Origin of the sequence: Streptomyces sp. NPDC060002, assembly GCF_042737245.1 — a bacterium.
In the GTDB taxonomy this organism is placed as follows: Bacteria; Actinomycetota; Actinomycetes; order Streptomycetales; family Streptomycetaceae; genus Streptomyces.
Genome location: NZ_JBHWUW010000065.1, coordinates 23,136 through 42,075, shown reverse-complemented (window position 1 = coordinate 42,075; position 18,940 = coordinate 23,136). Strand labels below are relative to the sequence as shown.

The 18,940-nt window shown below is 70.7% G+C and carries 13 protein-coding genes; 4 read left to right on the top strand and 9 right to left on the bottom strand.

Translation table 11 applies throughout. The features are described 5' to 3' along the window. Positions 1 to 218: 218 nt before the first annotated feature. On the top strand, positions 219 to 1,004 hold the full coding sequence (locus ACFWBD_RS36020; protein WP_385676545.1) for a BTAD domain-containing putative transcriptional regulator: 786 nt from the start codon (positions 219 to 221) through the stop codon (positions 1,002 to 1,004). A gap of 6 nt (positions 1,005 to 1,010) precedes the next feature. Here ACFWBD_RS36020 and ACFWBD_RS36015 read toward each other — a convergent pair whose 3' ends face one another. Further along, on the bottom strand, positions 1,011 to 4,370 hold the full coding sequence (locus tag ACFWBD_RS36015; protein ID WP_385676542.1) for a BTAD domain-containing putative transcriptional regulator: 3,360 nt from the start codon (positions 4,368 to 4,370) through the stop codon (positions 1,011 to 1,013). Positions 4,371 to 4,699: 329 nt separating this feature from the next. Then, on the bottom strand, positions 4,700 to 5,206 hold the full coding sequence (locus ACFWBD_RS36010; RefSeq protein WP_385676540.1) for a DinB family protein: 507 nt from the start codon (positions 5,204 to 5,206) through the stop codon (positions 4,700 to 4,702). 97 nt (positions 5,207 to 5,303) lie between these two features. On the opposite strand from ACFWBD_RS36010, the gene ACFWBD_RS36005 reads away from it, so the two are divergent. Next, positions 5,304 to 6,044: a class I SAM-dependent methyltransferase gene (locus tag ACFWBD_RS36005; RefSeq protein ID WP_385676536.1), complete on the top strand. Its 741-nt coding sequence runs from the start codon at positions 5,304 to 5,306 to the stop codon at positions 6,042 to 6,044. 222 nt (positions 6,045 to 6,266) lie between these two features. On the opposite strand, the gene ACFWBD_RS36000 is transcribed toward ACFWBD_RS36005, so the two are convergent. The 7 genes from ACFWBD_RS36000 to ACFWBD_RS35970 all read right to left on the bottom strand — a co-directional run bounded on the left by ACFWBD_RS36000 (position 6,267) and on the right by ACFWBD_RS35970 (position 17,468). Beyond that, the gene (locus ACFWBD_RS36000; protein WP_385676533.1) at positions 6,267 to 7,388 is read right to left on the bottom strand and encodes an ABC transporter ATP-binding protein; all 1,122 of its coding nucleotides are present in this window, start codon (positions 7,386 to 7,388) and stop codon (positions 6,267 to 6,269) included. 48 nt (positions 7,389 to 7,436) lie between these two features. After that, positions 7,437 to 8,498: an ABC transporter ATP-binding protein gene (locus ACFWBD_RS35995; protein ID WP_385676530.1), complete on the bottom strand. Its 1,062-nt coding sequence runs from the start codon at positions 8,496 to 8,498 to the stop codon at positions 7,437 to 7,439. Between the two features lie 33 nt (positions 8,499 to 8,531). Next, complete coding sequence (locus ACFWBD_RS35990; protein ID WP_385676527.1) at positions 8,532 to 9,512, bottom strand: ABC transporter permease; 981 nt, start codon at positions 9,510 to 9,512, stop codon at positions 8,532 to 8,534. Positions 9,513 to 9,635: 123 nt separating this feature from the next. Further along, complete coding sequence (locus tag ACFWBD_RS35985; RefSeq protein WP_385676524.1) at positions 9,636 to 11,441, bottom strand: ABC transporter substrate-binding protein; 1,806 nt, start codon at positions 11,439 to 11,441, stop codon at positions 9,636 to 9,638. A 65-nt stretch (positions 11,442 to 11,506) separates the two neighbouring features. Continuing rightward, positions 11,507 to 12,541 carry an ABC transporter permease gene (locus ACFWBD_RS35980; RefSeq protein ID WP_385676521.1) on the bottom strand — a complete coding sequence of 345 codons (1,035 nt, stop codon included), beginning with the start codon at positions 12,539 to 12,541 and terminating at the stop codon, positions 11,507 to 11,509. Between the two features lie 670 nt (positions 12,542 to 13,211). Then, the gene (typA, locus tag ACFWBD_RS35975; RefSeq protein ID WP_385676518.1) at positions 13,212 to 15,119 is read right to left on the bottom strand and encodes a translational GTPase TypA; all 1,908 of its coding nucleotides are present in this window, start codon (positions 15,117 to 15,119) and stop codon (positions 13,212 to 13,214) included. A 159-nt stretch (positions 15,120 to 15,278) separates the two neighbouring features. Continuing rightward, positions 15,279 to 17,468 carry an ABC transporter family substrate-binding protein gene (locus ACFWBD_RS35970; RefSeq protein WP_385676515.1) on the bottom strand — a complete coding sequence of 730 codons (2,190 nt, stop codon included), beginning with the start codon at positions 17,466 to 17,468 and terminating at the stop codon, positions 15,279 to 15,281. A gap of 318 nt (positions 17,469 to 17,786) precedes the next feature. Here ACFWBD_RS35970 and ACFWBD_RS35965 point away from each other — a divergent pair, with 318 nt between their 5' ends. Further along, complete coding sequence (locus ACFWBD_RS35965; RefSeq protein ID WP_020127964.1) at positions 17,787 to 18,077, top strand: hypothetical protein; 291 nt, start codon at positions 17,787 to 17,789, stop codon at positions 18,075 to 18,077. A gap of 18 nt (positions 18,078 to 18,095) precedes the next feature. Continuing rightward, positions 18,096 to 18,929 (top strand): hypothetical protein, encoded by an 834-nt coding sequence (locus ACFWBD_RS35960; protein WP_385676512.1) that lies wholly within the window; start codon positions 18,096 to 18,098, stop codon positions 18,927 to 18,929. Positions 18,930 to 18,940: the final 11 nt, after the last annotated feature.

The following is an 18,940-nucleotide window of genomic DNA, read 5'->3' as shown; positions in this document are numbered from 1 at the left end:
CAGGGTGGGCCCTGCGGGGCCCGCAGGGCCCACCAGGGGCGCGGGGAACTGCGCGACCAGCCACGACGAACCCGCACCCGCCGACGCACCGCACCCCGCCCGCACACCCGCCGCGCCCCCGCCCAGCCGGCGGCAGCCATCCCGTGCAGCATCCATGCGCCAGCCGAACACCGCGCGCGCACAGTGGTGACTCGAGTGGTTCGAGGTACGGGGGGTACATGGAAATTCAGCTGCTGGGCTGCGTCGAGGCACGGGCCCGCTCCGGCGACAAGCTGCCGCTTCCGCACGGCACCAAACTGCTGCTGGCGGCACTGGCCTGGACCCCCGGCGCCTTCGTCGCCGACGAGACGCTGATCGAGCGGGTGTGGCAGGAGCGCCGGCCCCAGCACCCGCGCGACGCCCTGTACATCCAGGCCACCCGGCTGCGGAAGGCGCTGCGGGCCGACGGACAGCTGACCGAGGGCTTCGAACTGATCCGGAAGCGGGGCGGATACGTCCTCGCGATCGACGAGCGCTGCGTCGACACCGCACGGTTCCGCGCCCTGGTCCGGCAGGCGCAGCAGGACGCCCGCGCCGGCGACACCGAGGCGGCCCTCGGCCTCTACTCGCGGGCCCTGGAGCTGTGGCGGGGCGAGCCACTGTCCGACGTGCGCACAACCTGGGCGGAGACGACGCGGGTCACGCTGCGGCGCGAGCACCGGGAGGCGCTGGTCGGCAGCACCGAGCTGTACCTGCGCGTGGGGCGGCACGAGGAGTGCCTGCCACAGCTGCACTGGCTGGCCGAGATGCACCCCTTCGACGAGAAGGTCACGGGCCTGCTGATGCTCGCCCTGCACCGCGGGGGACGCCAGGCGGACGCGCTGGACTGCTTCCAGCTGCTGCGCCTGCGGATGATCGACCTGCTGGGCTGCGAACCGGGCCCGGAAGTGCGGTCCCTGCACGAACGGATCCTCGCCCGCGACCCGCGGCTGCGACTCGGCAGCGCGTACGCCCACTCCGCTTGAAGCGGCTCAGCCGTCGAAGTGCTCGGTCAGGTACAGGGTGAGGCGGGACTCGGCGTCCAAAGGGAGCTCACGGTGACGGTGGTGGGGCGGCGGGCGGTGCGGGGCGGGCGCCCCGGGAGGGTGCCGGACGCCCAGCGCCGTGTACAGGGCGGTCGCCTCCGTCCTCGCCTCGTGCGCCGGCCCGGTGTCGCCGTGGGCCTCGTGGGCGGAGGCCAGGGCCGCCATGGCGGCCGCGTGCAGGAGGCGCTGGCCGGAGCTCCGGGCGAGGCCGGCCGCGAGGGCCGCCGCGTCGCGGGCCCGGTCGGGGGCGGTGTGGGTGCTGGTGTCCGTGTCCGTGTCCGTGTCGAGGAGCGTCAGGGCGGTGGTGAGGTGGACGCGCGGGAGGGTGAGGGGGTTGCCGTCGGCGGCGAGGCGTTCGGCGCGCTCCAGCTGGTCCAGGGCGTCGGCCGGGCGGCCCTGGGCGCGGGCCAGGTCGGCACGGGCCAGCAGGACCTCGACGAGGCCCGCCCGGTGGCCGGTGCGCTCGGCGATCTCGAACGCGGCGTCGAGGTGTTGGGCCGTCTCCTCGGCGCGGCCCGCGCGCAGCTTCACCGAGGCGACCCCGACCAGGCTGTCGACCTGGCAGTTGCGGTTCTCCACCCGCCGGGAGACGGCGAGGGCGTCCTCGTAGGCGAGGAGCGCGCGGTCGTCCTGGCCGGCGTCGGCGCGGACCCGGCCCAGCGCCTCCAGGGCCACGGCCTCCGTGTAGGTGGACCCGGAGTCGCGGGAGACCAGGAAGCAGGTGCGCAGCGCCGCCGCCGCCTCGTCGAACCGGGCCTGCTTCTGCCGGACCAGGGCGAGGTTGACGAGGGCCATCGCCCGGTTGTGGTGGACCGTGTCGCCGATCAGGTCGAGGGCCGCGCACGCCGCCTCCTCGGCCGCGTCCAGGCGGCCCAGGGCGAGGTTCAGGGACGCCGTGTTGATCAGCATGATCTCCACGTTCCTGACGTTGTCCAGGGTGCGGTAGAGCGCGAGGGCACGGTCGTAGCAGGGCAGCGCGCGGCGCAGCTCGCCCAGCAGCTTGAGGGTGACGCCCTTGCCCTGGAGGCTGCCGGCCTCGCCGTACGTCCAGCCGGCCCGGCGGGCCAGCTCCTCCGCCTCCTCGTACTCCGTGAGGGCGCCCCGCAGGTCCCCGTTGCGCCAGCGGGCGCTGCCCAGGGACAGGCACATGGAGGCCTGGCCGACCTCGTCGCCGTCGCGCGCGGCCACCTCCCGGGCGAGGGTGGCCAGCCGCATCCAGTCGGAGAGCGGCCTGCGATGGTGGAAGAGGTCCTGGAGCGCGTCCACCAGCCACCACACGTACGGCGCGGGACCGTGCTCGGCGGCGTGTCCGATCGCGGCCGCGATGTCGTCCCACTCGCCGTCGAACCAGGCGTACGCCTCCTCGATGCCGGCGAACGCCCGTGGCAGGGAGCCCTCGACGGCGGGCGGGCGGGTGCGCATGACGTACAGGCCGGCCGTGGCGGCCGCGTTGACGACGCTCTGGAGGTAGTGGTCGAGGACGCGGGTGACGGCGGCGGCCCGCTCGTCGGGGGCGTCCTCGGCGGCCGTCCGGTCACGGGCGTACTCGTGCACGAGGTCGTGCCAGGCCGGGCGGCCGTGCTCGACGTCGCGCAGCAGATGGACCCGCTGAGCCAGCCGCAGCAGGTCGGCCAGGCGATGTTCGTCCGTACCCGCGGCCGCGGCGGCCGCCGGTACCGACCGGCCGGTGCCCGGCAGCACGCCCAGCGAGCGGAAGGCCCGCCGGGCCTCCTCCGGCAGCACCCCGTACGACAGGTCGAGCGCGGCCCGTACGGCGACGGACTCCTCGCCCTCGACATGCAGCCGGGCCAGTCGCCCCCGGTCCGCGAGGTCGCGGACGTAGGCCCGGATACTGCCTGGCCGGTCACCGATCCAGGAGCCCGCGACACACAGCGCGAGCGGCAGGTGGTCGCAGAGTTCGACGAGCCGCGCCGCGGCCTCCGGATCGGCGGCGACGGCCTCCGCGCCGACCGCGCCGCTGATCAGCTCCAGTGCGGCGGCACTGTCGAGGACGTCGCAGGACACCCGGTAGGCGCCGTCCAGGGTGACCAGGCCGCTGAGCTTGTCGCGGCTGGTCACCAGCGTCAGCGAGCCCGCCGAGGCGGGCAGCAGCCGTCGTACGTACGACGCGTCGGCCACGTCGTCGAGGACGACCAGCACCCTGCGGTCCGCGAGCAGCGTCCGGTACAGGGCGGTCTGTGCCTCGGCGCCCAGCGGGATGTCGCGCGGCGCGCAGCCCAGGCCCTGGAGGAGCAGCGCCAGCGCCTCTGCGGGGGTCATCGGCTCGGCGTTGTCGAAGCCCCGCATGTCGAGGAAGAGCTGGCCGTCGGGGAAGCGGTCGGCGACCCGGTGGGCCCAGTTCAGCGCCAGGGCGCTCTTGCCGACGCCCGCGGGTCCCACGATCAGGGCGAGCGGTTCCGAGGTGCGCAGACAGGAGTCGAGGCGGCCGAGTTCACCGTCGCGGCCGACGAAACGACGGGGGGTGGGCGGGAGTTGGCGCGGCACGGGGCGCTCGGACGCCGGGGCGGACCGCTCGGGCGGGGCGCCTGTGGAGAGGTCGCCGCCGCGTAGCAGCCGCTGGTGCAGGTCCCTGAGGTCGGCCGAGGGCTCCATGCCGAGTTCGTCGACCATGCGTCGGCGCAGCGCGGTGTACAGCTCCAGGCCCTCGGCGCTGCGGCCGTCCTGGTGCAGGGCGCGCATCAGCAGGCCGTGCGGCCGTTCGCGCAGCGGGTGGGCGGCGGTCAGCCGCAGGAGTTCGGCGATGGCCTCCCGGTGCCGGCCGGTCTCGATCCCCGCCTCGGCCACGCCTTCGCGGGCGACGAGGTGCAGTTCGGCGAGGCGTTGGCGCTCGGCCTCGCGCACCGCGACCTCCGGCAGGTCGGGCAGCGGCTCGTCCCGCCACAGCGCGAGGGCCTGTTCACCGCCGCGCCGGGCCGTTCGCCAGTCGCCGTCGGCCGCGGCCCGCGAGGCGTCCCTGATGAGGTTCTCGAAGGCCAGCAGGTCGAGTTCGTCCGGGCCCGCGTGCATGACGTAGCCCGGCCGCCGGGTGGTCAGCAGTTCCGTCCCCGCCGGGCCGAGGGCGCGCCGCACCTCCGCGACGAGGGCCCGCACCCGGGCCGCGCCGGCGCCGGGCGGCCGGTCGTCCCACAGGCACTGGATCAGCCGGTCGACGGAGACGACGTGGTTGGCGTGCAGCAGGAGCACGGCGCACAGCGCGCGTTGCCGGCCGGTGAGTACGACGACCCGTCCGTCGATCTCGACGTCCAGCGGTCCGAGCAGGCGGAACCGGGGCCGTGGGGTGAGCATTCACAGAACGTAGTCCAGGGGCGACTGCCGGGCAACGCCGACCTTCCCCAAGAGGAACCGACGGCTCCCCGGGCGTCGGGATCCGGCCAATTCCCCGGGCCGGGGCCGCGGCGGCGGCCGGGTGCCGTGCGAGCGGGGCGGCAGAGGCCGGGCCGGGGCGGGCGCCGCGTGTCCCCCGTCGGTCGCCCGCCCCGTACGAGAGTCTCGCCGAGCCGTCTTTCCGGACCCTTTCGGCGATCTTTCATACGCCTTTCGCCCCGGCCCGGCCGGCGGCGTCGCGGACGGGCGTGCCGAGCCCCGCGTCTCCGGCACGGTCCGCCGGACAGGCCCTACACGCCGGTGCGGCCGTCGATCAGTTCGCGCAGGATGTCGAGGTGGCCGTTGTGCCGGGCCGTCTCCTCGATCAGGTGCAGGAGGATCCAGCGCAGGTCCACATGACGGCCGTCGCGCGTCGCCCGCTGCGCCTCGGTGCCCAGGTCGTGCTCGGTGACCAGCTTGCGGTGCCGCTCTGCGTGTTCGGCGTACTCGTCGAGCACCTGCGCGAGCGGGAGGTCGACGGCGATGCGCATCTCGCGGTCGGGGTCCTCGTCGGTCCACGGCCCCTCGTCCTCCTCACCGAGGAACACGACCCGGAACCAGTAGTACTCGACCCAGCGCAGATGGTTGACCAGACCGCTCGGGGTCATCAGCGGCGAACCCGGCAGGGGCGCCCTGCGGGCGTCCGCCTCGGAGAGGTCCTCGCACTTGGCGCGCGCGGTGTCACGGGCGTAGTCGAGGAACGTGGTGAGCTGGGTGCGCTCGTCCCACGCGGGGGGCATGTCGTCTGTTCTCGTCATCGCGCAGAGCATGTCCGCCCGCCTGCCCGCTTGTCGAGGGGATTCGGATGTTCTGGATCTTGTCCTGTGCCGCACCGAGGTGTGGCACACTGCCGCGGTGGTCGATCATTCGTTCGCGGATCTGACACTCGCCGCGCTGTACGACAGCATCAATCCGTGGGGGCCGGACGACGACTTCTACCTGAACCTGGTGAGATCCGCCGAGTCGGTGCTCGACGTCGGCTGCGGTACGGGCCGGCTCCTCGCGCGGGCCGCGTCGGACGGCCACCCGGGGCGGCTCATGGGCCTCGACCCTGCGGCCGCGATGCTGGTCCAGGCCCGGCGCCGGGCGCCCGGTGTGCAGTGGCTGCTGGGGGACCTCAACATCCGTCTGTGGCAGGCCGACTTCGACCTCGTGGTCATGACGGGCCATGCCTTCCAGGTGCTTCTCGGCGACGAGGAACTGCGCGGCGCGCTACGGGCCGTACGGTCGGCCCTGGGCGACGGCGGACGGTTCGTGTTCGAGACCCGCAACCCGGCCGCGCGGGCCTGGGAGACCTGGACCCCGGAGCGCGTCCGCGAGGTCACCGACGCGGACGGCCGGGTCGTACGGGTCTGGCACGAGGTGGAGGACGAACCGTACGGCGACCGGGTCACGTTCACCGAGACCTTCGACTCCCCCGGCTGGCCCCAGCGCCACACCGGCCGCGCCACCCTCCGCTTCCTCGACCCGGGGAGCCTGACCGGTTTCCTGGCGGAGGCGGGGCTGCGGGTCGAGGAGCAGTACGGGGACTGGGACCGGGGGCCGCTGACCCGGACGAGCCCGGAGATCATCACGGTGGCGGCCCCGGCCGGGTGACCCCGGAGCGGGCGCCTGCGGGCCCGCAGGGCCCCCAGGGGCGCGGGGAACTGCGCGACCGGCCACGACGGACCCGCCTCCGTCACCACACACCGCCACCACCCCCCAGGGGCGCGGGGAACTGCGCGACCGGCCACGACGGACCCGCGCCCGCCGGACGACACCGAGAAACAGGGCACCCCGCCGGAGCGACGCCGTGGATCAGCCGCCGGCCCGCCGGAGTCACCCGCGTCCTTCCTCCAGCGCCGCCAGCGCCGGGTCCAGCACGATGTCCTCCTCGCGCGCCTCGATCGTCGGCTCCTCCGGGAAGTGGCAGGCCGTCAGATGGCCCTCGTGGTTGCCGGAGATGCGGACCAGCGGCGGCTCCTCGGCCGCGCACTTGTCCTGCGCCTTCCAGCACCGGGTCCGGAACCGGCAGCCCGAGGGCGGGGCGATGGGCGAGGGCACGTCCCCGGCGAGCCGGATCCGCTCCCGTGCGGCCGTCTCCCCGCCGGCGACGTTCACCTCGGGGACCGCGGAGAGCAGCGCGTGGGTGTACGGGTGCCGGGGCCGGGTGTAGATGGAGTCGCGGTCGCCGACCTCGATGATCTTCCCGAGGTACATGACGGCCACCCGCTGCGAGAAGTGCCGTACGACGGCCAGGTCGTGGGCGATGAACAGGAACGCGATGCCGAGCTCCTGCCGGACCTGCTGGAGCAGGTTGACGACCTGCGCCTGGATGGACACGTCGAGCGCGGAGACCGGCTCGTCGGCCACGATGAGCTTCGGCTCCAGCGCCAGCGCACGGGCGACGCCGATGCGCTGGCGCTGACCGCCGGAGAACTCGTGCGGGAAGCGGTTGTAGTGCTCGGGGTTGAGACCCACGATCTCCAGCAGCTCACGCACGCGTGCCTCGCGGCCGCCCTCGGGCTCGATCCCGTTGACCTCCATCGGCCCGGAGACGATCTTGCCGACGGTCTGCCGTGGGTTGAGGGAGGAGTAGGGGTCCTGGAAGATCATCTGGATCTCGGAGCGGATCGGCGCCAGCTGCCGGCGCGAGGCGTGCGAGATGTCCTGCCCGCGGTAGGTGATCGTCCCGGCCGTGGGCTCCAGGAGCCGGGTGATCAGGCGGCCGGTCGTGGACTTGCCGCACCCCGACTCCCCCACCAGGCCGAAGCTCTCGCCGGCCCGCACGCTCAGGTCGATGCCGTCCACGGCCTGCACCTGGCCGACCGTACGCCGGACCGGGAAGCCGCCCTTGACCGGGAAGTGCTTGGTGAGCCCCTCCACGACGAGCAGTCGTTCCCCCTCGCCGTCGGCGCCCGCCTCACGCGGGGCGGGGAGTGCGAGTTCCTCTTTCTTCACGTGCTCCTCCTGGCCTTCTTCACGTGCTTGCTCCTCAAGGTCATGCCCCTACCCCAGTCGGGGCTTGATCTCGTCCACGAAGATGGTCCGCTTCTGCTCCGCCGTGAGATGGCAGGCGGAGGCGCGGTCCGGGGCCAGCAGGGGGCGTTCGGTGACACAGCGGTTGCCGCCGACCCGGTCCCGGAAGGTGCAGCGTGGGTGGAAACGGCAGCCGGAGGGCGGGTTCAGCAGCGACGGCGGGGCGCCGGGGATGGGGGCGAGCGGAGTGCCCAGGTCCGAGTCCAGCCGGGGCATGGAGTTCAACAGGCCCCACGTGTACGGGTGTTGCGGTGAGCGCAGCACCTGCTCGGTCGTCCCGCGCTCGACCGCTCCGCCCGCGTACATCACCATGATGTCGTCGGCCATGTCGGCGATGACACCGAGGTCGTGCGTGATGAAGATGATCGCGGTGCCGAACTCCCGCTGGAGGTCCTTCAGCAGGTCGAGGATCTGCGCCTGGACGGTGACGTCCAGCGCGGTGGTCGGCTCGTCGGCGATCAGCAGGTCGGGGTCGCAGATCAGCGCCATCGCGATCATCGCGCGCTGCCGCATACCGCCGGAGAACTGGTGGGGGTAGTCCTTCGCCCGTTCCCGGGGGTTGGGGATGCCGACCTTGCCGAGCATCTCCACCGTGCGCTCCCAGGCGGCCTTCTTCGAGGCGCCCCGGTGCTTCATGTACGGCTCGGCGATCTGCCGGCCGACGGTGTAGTACGGGGAGAGCGCGGTGAGCGGGTCCTGGAAGATCATCGCGACCTTGTTGCCGCGCAGTTTCTCCAGTTCCGACTCCCGGGCCGTGGTCAGCTCCCGGCCCTCCAGCAGGATCTCGCCCTCGACGGTGGTGAACATCGGGTTGTGCAGCCCGAGGACGGTCAGATTGGTGACGGACTTCCCGGATCCGGACTCGCCGACGATGCCGAGGGTGCGGCCGCGTTCGAGGTCGAAGGAGAGCCCGTCGACGGCCCGGACGGCGCCGTCCTCGGTGGTGAAACTGACGTGCAGGTCCCGCACCGAGAGGAACGCGCCCGCGCCGGCCGGGACGGGCGCCCCGGCCTCCTTGGTCACAGTGGTCACGACAAAGCTCCTGACGACAGTCCGGGAATCGGCCTAGGCCAGCCGTACGCGCGGGTCGATGAAGGCGTAGCAGGCGTCGACGACGATGTTGCACAGCAGGATCACGGCGGCGGCGAAGAGCATCACGCCCAGCAGCAGCGGAAGATCGCTGAACTGCACGGACTCCACCGCGAGATGCCCGAGGCCGGGCAGTCCGAAGGTGTACTCGGTGATGATCGCGCCGCCGAGCATCGAGGAGAGGTCGATGCCGAGGATGGTGACGATCGGGATGAGGGAGCCGCGCCAGGCGTACCGGAAGAAGACGTACCGCCGGCTCATCCCCTTGGCGCGGGCGGTGCGGATGTGCTCCTCCTGGAGCTGCTCGATCATCGACGAGCGCGCCATACGGGTGTACTGCGCGGCGAAGATCGTGGACAGCACGACCCAGGGGATCATCAGCCCGGTGAACCAGGCGACGGGATCCCGGGTGAGCTCGGTGTACCGGGGCTCGTCGAAGATATGGGTCTGGTAGACCAGCACGGCGAGAGCGAGCGGGCCCAGGAAGTAGATCTGCATCGAGCTGAGCACCATCGAGCCCGCGGTGAACGACTTGTCGATGAGCGTGCCGCGCCGCCAGGCGGCCAGCATTCCGGTGCCGAGCCCGACGAACAGGAAGACGACGGTGGCGCCGAGCGCGAGCGAGACGGTGAGCGGCAGCCGGTCCAACAGGGTCGACCAGACCTGCTCGTTGGTGTGGTACGAGTAGCCGAAACAGGGGGCGGGGCAGGGCCCCTGGGCGAAGTCGTCCCGGCCCGCGATCAGCCCTTGCAGGAAGATCCAGAACTGCTCGGGGATCGACTTGTCGATGCCGAGCGTGCGGTGGATGTTCGCCAGCGCGTCGGGCGTGCACGTCTTGCCGCACATCAGCAGCGCCGGGTCACGGGGCATGCCGAAGAACAGCAGGAAGGCGACGACGGTCAGCAGGACCAGGATCACCAGCGAGCCGAGGGTCCGGCGAAGGAGGAAGCGCAGCATCTCAGTGGCAGCTTTCGGGCTCGTGAGGCCGGCTCGTGGAGCCGGCTCAAAGGGCCGTGCGGGCCGGTGCGCCCCGTCGCGGAAGCGGGACGGGGCGCACCGGGCGCCGCGCTCGGGAAGGGGTTACTTCACAAACAGCCTGCGCGGGTCGATGCCGCCGATGACGTCGTCGTACACGAGGCCGCCGATCTTCGAACCGGCGACCTGGGTCTGCTTGTAGTACGCCGTCGGGATGTTGGAGACGACGTCCTTCACGATGTACTCGTTGATCTTGTTCCAGGCCTCCGCGGCCTTGATCGGGTCGGTGATGGTGCTCGCCTTGTCGATGTCGGCGTTGACCTTCGGGTCGTTGATGTGCGAGTAGTTCGCGGCGCCGTCCTGGATCTGGCGTCCGTCGTACAGCGGCGGGATGACGGTCGAGGAGCTCGGCCAGTCGGCGCCCCACGCGGTGTGGTAGATGTCGAAGTTGTTCTCGACCTTGCCGACCTGGTCGTAGTACGTCTCGGCCGGGATCTCCTGGCGCTGGACGTCGAAGCCGGCCTTCTCCAGACCCGCGGCCATGGCGGTGGAGTACTGCTGGCCCTCGGGGGTGTTGATGTAGCCGAAGGTCAGCTTCAGACCCGTCTTGCCGGCCTTCTCCAGCAGTTCCTTGGCCTTGACCGGGTCACCGGCCGGCTTCTTCTTCTTGCCGAAGGGGTCGAAGTTCGGGTTGTAGCCGGAGACGGTCGGGCTGATCAGGCCGCCGGCGACCTCGCGGGCCGCGGTACCGCCGTAGGCGCGCACGAACGGGGTGATCGGCAGGGCGTAGGCGATGGCCTCGCGGACCGTCTTGTCCTGCATCTCCTTGTGGGACAGGTTGATGTCGATCTGGCCCACGTACGGCTGGTAGCCGGAGACGGTGCGGGACTTCAGCGTCGCGTCGGCGAGGACCTTGGACAGGTTGCCCGCGTCGACCTCGTTGTTGAAGCTGACCGCGGTGGCGTTGGCCCCGGAGTCGTCGAGGATGGCCTTGGTGGAGTCCTCGAACTGCTTGTTGAACGCGAAGGTGAACCGGTCGATGTACTGGTGCCGGATCGGGTCGGTCTTCGCGTCCCAGTTGGCGTTCTTCACCAGGACCATCGACTTGCCGGACTTGAAGTCCTGGATCTTGTACGGGCCCGCGGTCATCGGGGCCTTGTCGTACTTCTCCTTGGTGTCCTTCGCCTTCGAGACGAGCGAGTAGCCGGCCATGGCCAGCGCGTACGGCAGGTCGGGCTTGGCCTTCTTGAACTTGAAGACGACCGTCTTCGCGTCCGGCGTCTCCAGGACGGTGTCCGGCAGGTGCTTGCCGCTGTACGGGCCGTCCTTGAGCAGGTCGCGGTACGCGGTGCCCGGCGTGTCGGCGAGCCACTGCTGGATGAAGGTCGGGCCGTTGGCGACGAACGGCGCGAACAGCCGCTCGAAGGTGTGGCGCACGTCGGTGGCGGTGATCGCGGAGCCGTCGGCCCACTTGACCCCGTCCTTCAGCGTGTACTTCCAGGTCTTGCCGCCGTCGGTGGTGGTCCCGCTGTCGGTGGCCAGGTCGCCGACGACCTCGTGCTTCTTGCCGTCCTCGCCGGTCGCCTTGTAGCCGGTCAGACCACGGTGGATGAGCTGCGACAGCGCCATCTCGTCGGAGACGTAGATCTGCGCGGGGTCGAGGTGCGCGTAGCTGTCTCTCTGGAGAACGGTGACCGCGCCTCCGGGCTTGGCGCCCGGGATCTCGGCGGCCGGGCCCGTCGAGGCCTTCGCGTCGCCGAAGTCGATGGAGGACTGCTGGCGTTGGGCGTTCTCCTTGTCGTCCTTGTTGCTGCCTTCCTTGCTGCCGCCCTCGCTGCAACCGGAGAGCACGAGCGCTCCCGCAGCGACCAGCGAGAGCGCGGCGTACGCGCGGCGTCCACCCTTACCCATCACTCGTTTCCCACCCATCTCTGTGAGTCCAGCAGTCTGTGAGTCCAAAGAACGTGAGGTGCGGATCAGCGCGCCGTCTTGGGGTCGAAGGCGTCCCTGACCGAGTCCCCGAGCAGGTTGAACGCCACGATGAAGATGATCATCGAGACACCGGGGAAGAACATGTAGGTGATGTCGTTCTGCATCACGAGTTCGGTCGCCGCCTTGGAGAACATCTGGCCCCAGTCCGGCGTCGGTTCGACCAGTCCCACGCCGAGGAAGGACAGACCCGCCTCGGCGGTCACGAAGTTCGGCAGCATGTAGGTGGCCTGCACCAGGATCGGCGTGACCACGTTGGGCAGGATCTCCTTGCGGATGATCCGCCCCGGTGGCGCCCCGCTCACCTTCGCGGCCTCGATGAACTCCCGTTCCCGCAGGGCGAGGCTGGTGCCGCGCAGGATGCGGCCGAGGCTCATCCAGCCGAGGACCCACTGCACCGAGATCAGCGCGACGACCCGGACGTAGACGGGCGTCTCGTCGCGCGGGCTGACGAACAGGGAGACCACGACCGGCATGCTCGCGATGAAGAACAGCTGGGCCGGAATGGCGAGCAGGAAGTCGATCACCCGGCTGATCAGGAAGTCCGTCCTGCCACCGAGATAGCCGGCCGCGACCCCGAGGACGATGCCGGTCAGCACGGTGGCGACGGTGACCGCGAGGGAGATGCCCAGGGAGTTGCGGATGCCGTAGAGCAACTTGGTGAACACGTCGTAGCCGTTGCCCGGTTCGAGGCCGAACCAGAACTCGCCGCTGATCCCGCCGTTGGGCTGCACCGGCACACCCGCGCTGTCGAACAAGTCCGGCCGCTCGTCCGCGAACACGGTGTACGGGTTCTTGCCGTAGAGCTTCGAGATCAGCGGGGCGAGCAGGCCGACCAGGAAGAAGAACAGCACGACGTAGGCCGAGATCACGCCCGTGCGGTCCCGCTTGAAGCGGAGCCACATGAGCTGACCGGGAGACCGGCCCACGAGCACCCTGGCCTCGGGTGCCGACGCCGGCTCCTGGTCGCCGTCGACCACGACCGACGTACCGCCGCCGTCGATGTCGGTAGGACTTGTCACAGTTCGCCCATTTCACTTCACGGGTGTGGGTGTGCCGAGCCGGCGACGGACGCGGGCTGCCGCGTGATCGCCGATCGGTGCATGAAGGGACGCCGACGCGCGCCGGACGGACGGCACGGAAGAAGCCGCAGCCGGACGCGCGTAGCCGAACGGCCGCAGTCGGCGGCCGGACGTCAGGTCAGTGACAGTCGCCGCGGGCGGGGGCGGACTGACCGGTGCTGGACCGCATGGGCAGCTTGACTGGCATGGGGATCCTCCTTGTGACTCCACGTGTTCACCGACAGGAGGGGGCGCTCGTCCGACCTCCGACACCCCTGACGGAGGGTCAGACACCCCCTGGTGCTCGCGAGTCGGCGCTGTCCCCACAGCGCGAGACCCATTGACCCGAGCGTTACGCGGCTAACTATCTGGCATGCGCCATGTGCCGACCACTGTCTTTAAATCTCAATTCAGTCACAGCTGACGCCTGGATCTTCCAAAATCCGGACAAAGTCTCTGGCGCGAGAAGGCCGCGAAACGGACTTGTTACATGGCTATCGGGCGAGGATCTCCGCATTTCGGACAGGCGGCACCGTGGGGCTCCGAAAAACGGGTTGCGAAAAGCCCGGGTGTCCCCATGCTGGGGACACCCGGGCTTCAGAGTGTGCTGCGGTGGTGAACTACCCGCGGATCAGCCGTGCTTGGCGCGGCTGGCGGAGCGGGCGCGATCGCGCTGGTCGAGCACGACCTTGCGGATGCGAACCGCCTCCGGGGTCACCTCGACGCACTCGTCGTCACGGCAGAACTCCAGCGACTGCTCGAGCGACAGCTTGCGCGGCGGCACGATCGCCTCGAACGAGTCGGCCGCGGCGGAGCGCATGTTGGTGAGCTTCTTCTCCTTGGTGATGTTCACGTCCATGTCGTCGGCGCGGGAGTTCTCGCCGACGATCATGCCCTCGTACACCTCGGTGCCGGGGTCGGTGAACAGCACGCCGCGCTCCTGGAGGTTCGTCATCGCAAAGGCGGTGACGGCGCCCGCGCGGTCGGCGACCAGCGAACCGTTGTTACGGGTCGTCAGGACGCCGAACCACGGCTCGTGGCCCTCGTGGATGGAGTGGGCGATGCCCGTGCCGCGCGTGCCGGTCAGGAACTCCGTCCGGAAGCCGATGAGGCCGCGGGAGGGAACGACGAACTCCAGGCGGACCCAGCCCGAACCGTGGTTGGACATGTTGTCCATCCGGCCCTTGCGGACGCCCATGAGCTGCGTGACCGCGCCCATGTGCTCCTCGGGGACGTCGATCGTCATGCGCTCGACCGGCTCGTGGACCTTGCCGTCGATCTCCTGGGTGACCACCTGGGGCTTGCCGATGGTCAGCTCGAAGCCCTCACGGCGCATCTGCTCGACCAGGATGGCCAGCGCCAGCTCGCCGCGGCCCTGCACCTCCCAGGCGTCGGGGCGCTCGGTGTCCAGGACGCGGAGCGAGACGTTACCGACCAGCTCGCGGTCCAGGCGGTCCTTGACCTGACGGGCGGTGACCTTGCGGTCCTTGACCGCGGCCTTGGCCGAGGCACCCTTGCCGGTGCCGCCGCGGCCGACCAGCGGCGAGGTGTTCGTACCGATGGTCATGGAGATCGCCGGCTCGTCGACCGTGATCAGCGGGAGCGCGATCGGGTTCTCGGGGTCGGCGAGGGTCTCACCGATCATGATGTCCGGGATACCGGCCACGGCACAGATGTCACCGGGGCCCGCCATCTCGGCCGGCTTGCGGGTGAGCGCCTCGGTCATCAGCAGCTCGGTGATGCGCACGTTGGACAGGGTGCCGTCGCGCTTGATCCAGGTGACCGTCTGGCCCTTGCGCAGCTCGCCCTGCTCGACGCGCAGGAGCGCGATACGGCCGAGGAAGTTGTCGGCGTCCAGGTTGGTGACGTGCGCCTGGAGCGGAGCCTCGACGTCGTACTCCGGAGCCGGGACGTGGGACAGGATCGTGGAGAAGAACGGCTCCAGGCTGTCGCTGTCCTGCGGGACCGTTCCGTCCTCCGGCTTGGTCAGCGAGGCGACACCGTCACGCGCACACGCGTAGACGATCGGGAACTCGATCTGGTCCTCGTCGGCGTCCAGGTCCAGGAAGAGGTCGTAGGTCTCGTTGACGACCTCGTCGATCCGGGAGTCCGCCCGGTCGGTCTTGTTGATGCACAGGATGACGGGCAGACGCTGCTGGAGCGCCTTGCGCAGCACGAAGCGGGTCTGCGGCAGCGGGCCCTCGGAGGCGTCCACCAGCAGCACGACGGCGTCGACCATCGACAGGCCGCGCTCCACCTCGCCGCCGAAGTCGGCGTGACCGGGGGTGTCGATGATGTTGATGGTGATGACGTCCCCCCCGTCCTTGGGGTGGTACTTCACCGCCGTGTTCTTGGCGAGGATCGTGATGCCCTTCTCACGCTCCAGGTCGTTCGAGTCCATCATGCGGTCGTCGAGCGACTCGGCAGCGTGCGCGGCGAAGGCACCGGCCTGCTTGAGCATGGCATCGACCAGAGTCGTCTTGCCGTGGTCGACGTGGGCGACGATGGCTACGTTGCGAATGTCGTGGCGCGTGGCCATAAAGCGGCGTTCTCCCGGAGTGTGAGGGCGACCCTGCTGCGTACGTCTGTGTTACGCGGGCCCTGCCGGGCTCACGCCACGGCCTCACCCCATGGTACGTGGCCCGGCGGGGGACGGCCCCCGCAGGGCCACTCGGCTCACTTCACGCGCCCCGCGCGCTCACTTCCGGGAGGGGCTCGCGGAGGCCTTCGTCCCCTTCGCGGCGCCCTTCTTCAGGAAGCCCATGTCCTGGTAGACGGGGGTCTGGAAGCCGAAGGCACCCGCGTTGACCACGTTCTTCCTTACCGCGGTGAGCTGCGGGCGCTGATAGAGAGGAATCGATCCGGCAGCCGCCCAGATACGGGAGTCGGCCTTGCGGATCAGGGACCGCTTCTCGCCCTCGTCCAGGGTCGAGACCGCCTGCTCGAACAAATGATCGACCTGGTCGGTGCCGACCCGGGTGTAGTTCTGCTCGACGCTCAGCGAGCCGTCGGCGGCCGGCACCGGCTTGGCGTAGATCGGCCGGGCGTCGGTGGCGGGGAAGGCGGACCCGGGCCAGGAGTACAGCGCGAGGTCGTACTGACCGGAGGCGATGTGGTCCTTGAAGTAGCTCTCGTCCGAGACCTTGGTGATGTCCGTGCCGATGCCGACCTTCGCCAGCATCCTCGTGATCCGCTCGGCGACCACCGCGAGCGCCTCCGAACCGGGGCCGGACGGCAGCACGAACCGCAGGCTGAGCGCCTTGCCGTCCTTGGCCAGCGCCTTGGCCCGGGCGCCGGCCGGCGCGGCGGTGCCCTTCGGGGCGTAGGCGCCGGGGGCGCCGCCCTGGTGCACCTGCTGCTTGCCGTCCTGGGCGAGCTGCTGTCCGCCGCCGTCGCTCCTGCGCGCGCCGGCCCCCTTGTCGTCCGCACCGACGACGTACGTGCCGTCGCCGTCCGCGGAGTCGTCGCCGGAGTCCGCCTTCTCGCCCGCCGACCCGGCCGCCTTCTCGCCCTTCTCCTGCTTCTTGACCGGGCCTCCGGGCACCCACCCGGCGTCCGCGAGCAGCGCCTGCGCCTCGGTGGTGTCCTGGCCGCCGAGCGCCCCGCTGTTGTCGGCGTACGCGTCCTGCCCGGCCAGGGCCAGATGGCTGCCGACGGGCTCCGCGGGCAGACCGAGCGGCTTCAGCACGATCTTGGCCAGTTCCTTGCGGTCCAGCGCGCGGGCGACGGCCCGCCGCACCCGCTCGTCCGCCAGCGGTCCGTCCGCGCCGTTCAGCGCCAGCTGCGTGTACGCCGGCTCCAGCGATCTGCGCACCTCGAAGTCGCGCAGCGCCTTCTGCTCCCCTTCCCACTTCGCCATCGCCTTGCGCAGCTTGGTGCGGGCGTCGGACTCGTCCTCGGCCTCGTCCTCGGTCTCCTCCTCGTCCGAACCGTGGGCGAGCGCCCAGGAGCGCAGCGCCTTCGCGGCCGTGCGCCCGGAGCCGGGACCGGCGAGCGGTCCGGCCGTGCCGTGCGCGGCGCCGTCGACGCGCTGCGCGGCGGCCGGGTCGATCTCGGCCAGATCGATCTTCCCGGCGGCCAGCTCGGTCGCCCGCTCGTCCCTCGGGACGGCCGTCAGCACGATCTCGGAGAGCTTGGCCGGCCGGCCCCACCAGCGGGTGTTGCGGGTGAGGCGGACCTGCTCCTTCTTGCGGTCGACCTTCTTCACCACGAACGGCCCGGCGGTCACCTTCAGCTTGCGGCGTGCCCCGTCGTTGAAGGCGTCGGGCGTGCCCATGACGTCCTTCGGGTACAGCGGGGAGAACAGCGACCGCCAGTCGGCGTAGGTCCGCTTGAAGGTGACCCGGACCTCCAGGTCGTTGGCCCCGCGCTCGACCTTCTCGATGCGCTCGTAGCCGGCGTTGCGGGCGGTCCAGTAGGCGCTGTCCTTGCCCGCCAGGGCACGCCACTGGGCGGCGAAGTCGGCGGCGCCGATCTCCCGGCCGTCGCTCCAGACGGCCTGCTGGTTCAGCTTGTACAGGACGACCTGCTTGGGCTCGGTGTCGACGACCTTCGCGGACTCCAGGTAGTCGGCGTCGCGCCGCGGCCGTCCGGTCGCGTCGAGCCGGTACATCGAGGGCAGGACGGCCTGGGCGACCCGTGTGGTCGTGGCGTCGGCGTCCGACTGGAAGGTGTTGAAGGTCTCCGGCACCGCGTCCACGGCCCAGCGCAGCGTGCCGCCCTCGGCGATCCGGGCGCGGCCGGCCGGGGCGATGTCCTGGCGAGCCAGGGGCTTGCCTGCCTCGTCCGCGGAGCCGCAGCCGGACAGTAGGGGCACCGCGAGCGCGCCCGCGGTGAGGAAGGCGACCGAGCGCATCACCGCGCGCGGGCCGACGCCGTCGTGGGACATCTCTGGTACCTCCGGTGAGCCGCTGCCGCCGGTGACCCGAACACCCCGGAAACCTGGACGCGAATACGTCGACGCGGGTGCGTTTTGATCACGTTTGGCGGTATTTTGGAGTTGATCAGATCTATGGCTCACTGAAGAGGAAAGGGTTCGCCTGCCGTGGGCGACACGGCGGCAGGGCTTTCCAAGGCCACTCGTGCGGAGCAACGCACCCGCCAATCGCTGCACACGCCTTCACATCGACCGGTGTGACGCGCAACACTCGCAGGCGCATGAACGTTGCCGTCCAGGGCCCAGCCCCCACGGAAGCGAGGACTGCTCATGTCCGTGCACGACGACCTCACAACGGCCCAGCGCTGTCTCGACGACCTCTCCCGGTCCGTCGGCCGCCTGGAGCAGCAGCTCGGCAGCACCGGCCTGGAAATGCGCCGGGTGCGTACCGACGCCGACCATCTGAGGGAGAGCGTCGCGCTGCTGCGCGAGGCCGCCTCCCAGCCCGGGTCGTCACGCAGGCCCGAGCTCGTCACCATCCCCGACACCCCGTACGACGACTCCCTGTGGATCGACACGGACGACGAGGGACTCGGCGCCCGGGGCCGGCACGCCCCCTGACCCGACCGGAGTCCTGACTTGGCCACTGGTACGGAACCCTCACCCACGGACCACCGTCCCCCGAGCGGCGTACGCGGCGCCGGACGCGCCGCGATCGCCGCTCCCCATCTGCGGACCGACCGCTGGTGGCTGGCTCCCGCGGCCACCGCCGCCGGCCTGCTGGCGTTCATCGTCTACTCGACCTGGCGGGCCTTCGCGAACGCGGACTACTACGCCGCGCCGTACGTCTCGCCGTTCTTCTCCCCGTGTCTGGCGGAGAACTGCCAGACCATGCGCTCCGGCCCCAACTGGGACCTGTTCGGCAGCTGGTGGAGCCTCTCCCCCGCGATCCTCATCCTGATCTTCCCGCTCGGCTTCCGCCTGACCTGCTACTACTACCGCAAGGCCTACTACCGCGGCTTCTGGGCGTCGCCGCCCGCCTGCGCGGTGGCCGAACCGCACAGGAAGTACACCGGCGAGACCCGCTTCCCGCTGATCCTCCAGAACATCCACCGGTACTTCTTCTACGCGGCGATCCTCGTCGCCGGGATCCTGACGTACGACACCGTGCTCGCCTTCCGCGACGAGCACTACGCGTGGGGCCACATGGGCCTCGGGACCCTGGTCTTCCTGGTCAACATCGCGCTGATCTGGGCGTACACGATCTCCTGCCATTCCTGCCGGCACATCGTCGGCGGCCAGCTGAAGCACTTCTCCCGACACCCCGTGCGCTACCGGGCCTGGCGGTTCGTGGGGAAGCTGAACGCCCATCACATGCTGCTGGCGTGGGTGTCGCTGGTGAGCGTGTCGCTCGCCGACTTCTACGTGTATCTCGTCGCGTCCGGTGTCTTCGACGATCCGAGGTTTTTCTAGATGAGTGGGGC

Bases quoted from the DNA above. Each gene is read 5' to 3' on its own strand.
- ACFWBD_RS35985 (WP_385676524.1), bottom strand. From the start codon at position 11,441: ATGGGTAAGGGTGGACGCCGCGCGTACGCCGCGCTCTCGCTGGTCGCT.
- typA (WP_385676518.1), bottom strand. From the start codon at position 15,119: ATGGCCACGCGCCACGACATTCGCAACGTAGCCATCGTCGCCCACGTC.
- ACFWBD_RS35970 (WP_385676515.1), bottom strand. From the start codon at position 17,468: ATGTCCCACGACGGCGTCGGCCCGCGCGCGGTGATGCGCTCGGTCGCC.
- ACFWBD_RS35965 (WP_020127964.1), top strand. From the start codon at position 17,787: ATGTCCGTGCACGACGACCTCACAACGGCCCAGCGCTGTCTCGACGAC.
- ACFWBD_RS36015 (WP_385676542.1), bottom strand. From the start codon at position 4,370: ATGCTCACCCCACGGCCCCGGTTCCGCCTGCTCGGACCGCTGGACGTC.
- ACFWBD_RS36010 (WP_385676540.1), bottom strand. From the start codon at position 5,206: ATGACGAGAACAGACGACATGCCCCCCGCGTGGGACGAGCGCACCCAG.
- ACFWBD_RS35990 (WP_385676527.1), bottom strand. From the start codon at position 9,512: ATGCTGCGCTTCCTCCTTCGCCGGACCCTCGGCTCGCTGGTGATCCTG.
- ACFWBD_RS36020 (WP_385676545.1), top strand. From the start codon at position 219: ATGGAAATTCAGCTGCTGGGCTGCGTCGAGGCACGGGCCCGCTCCGGC.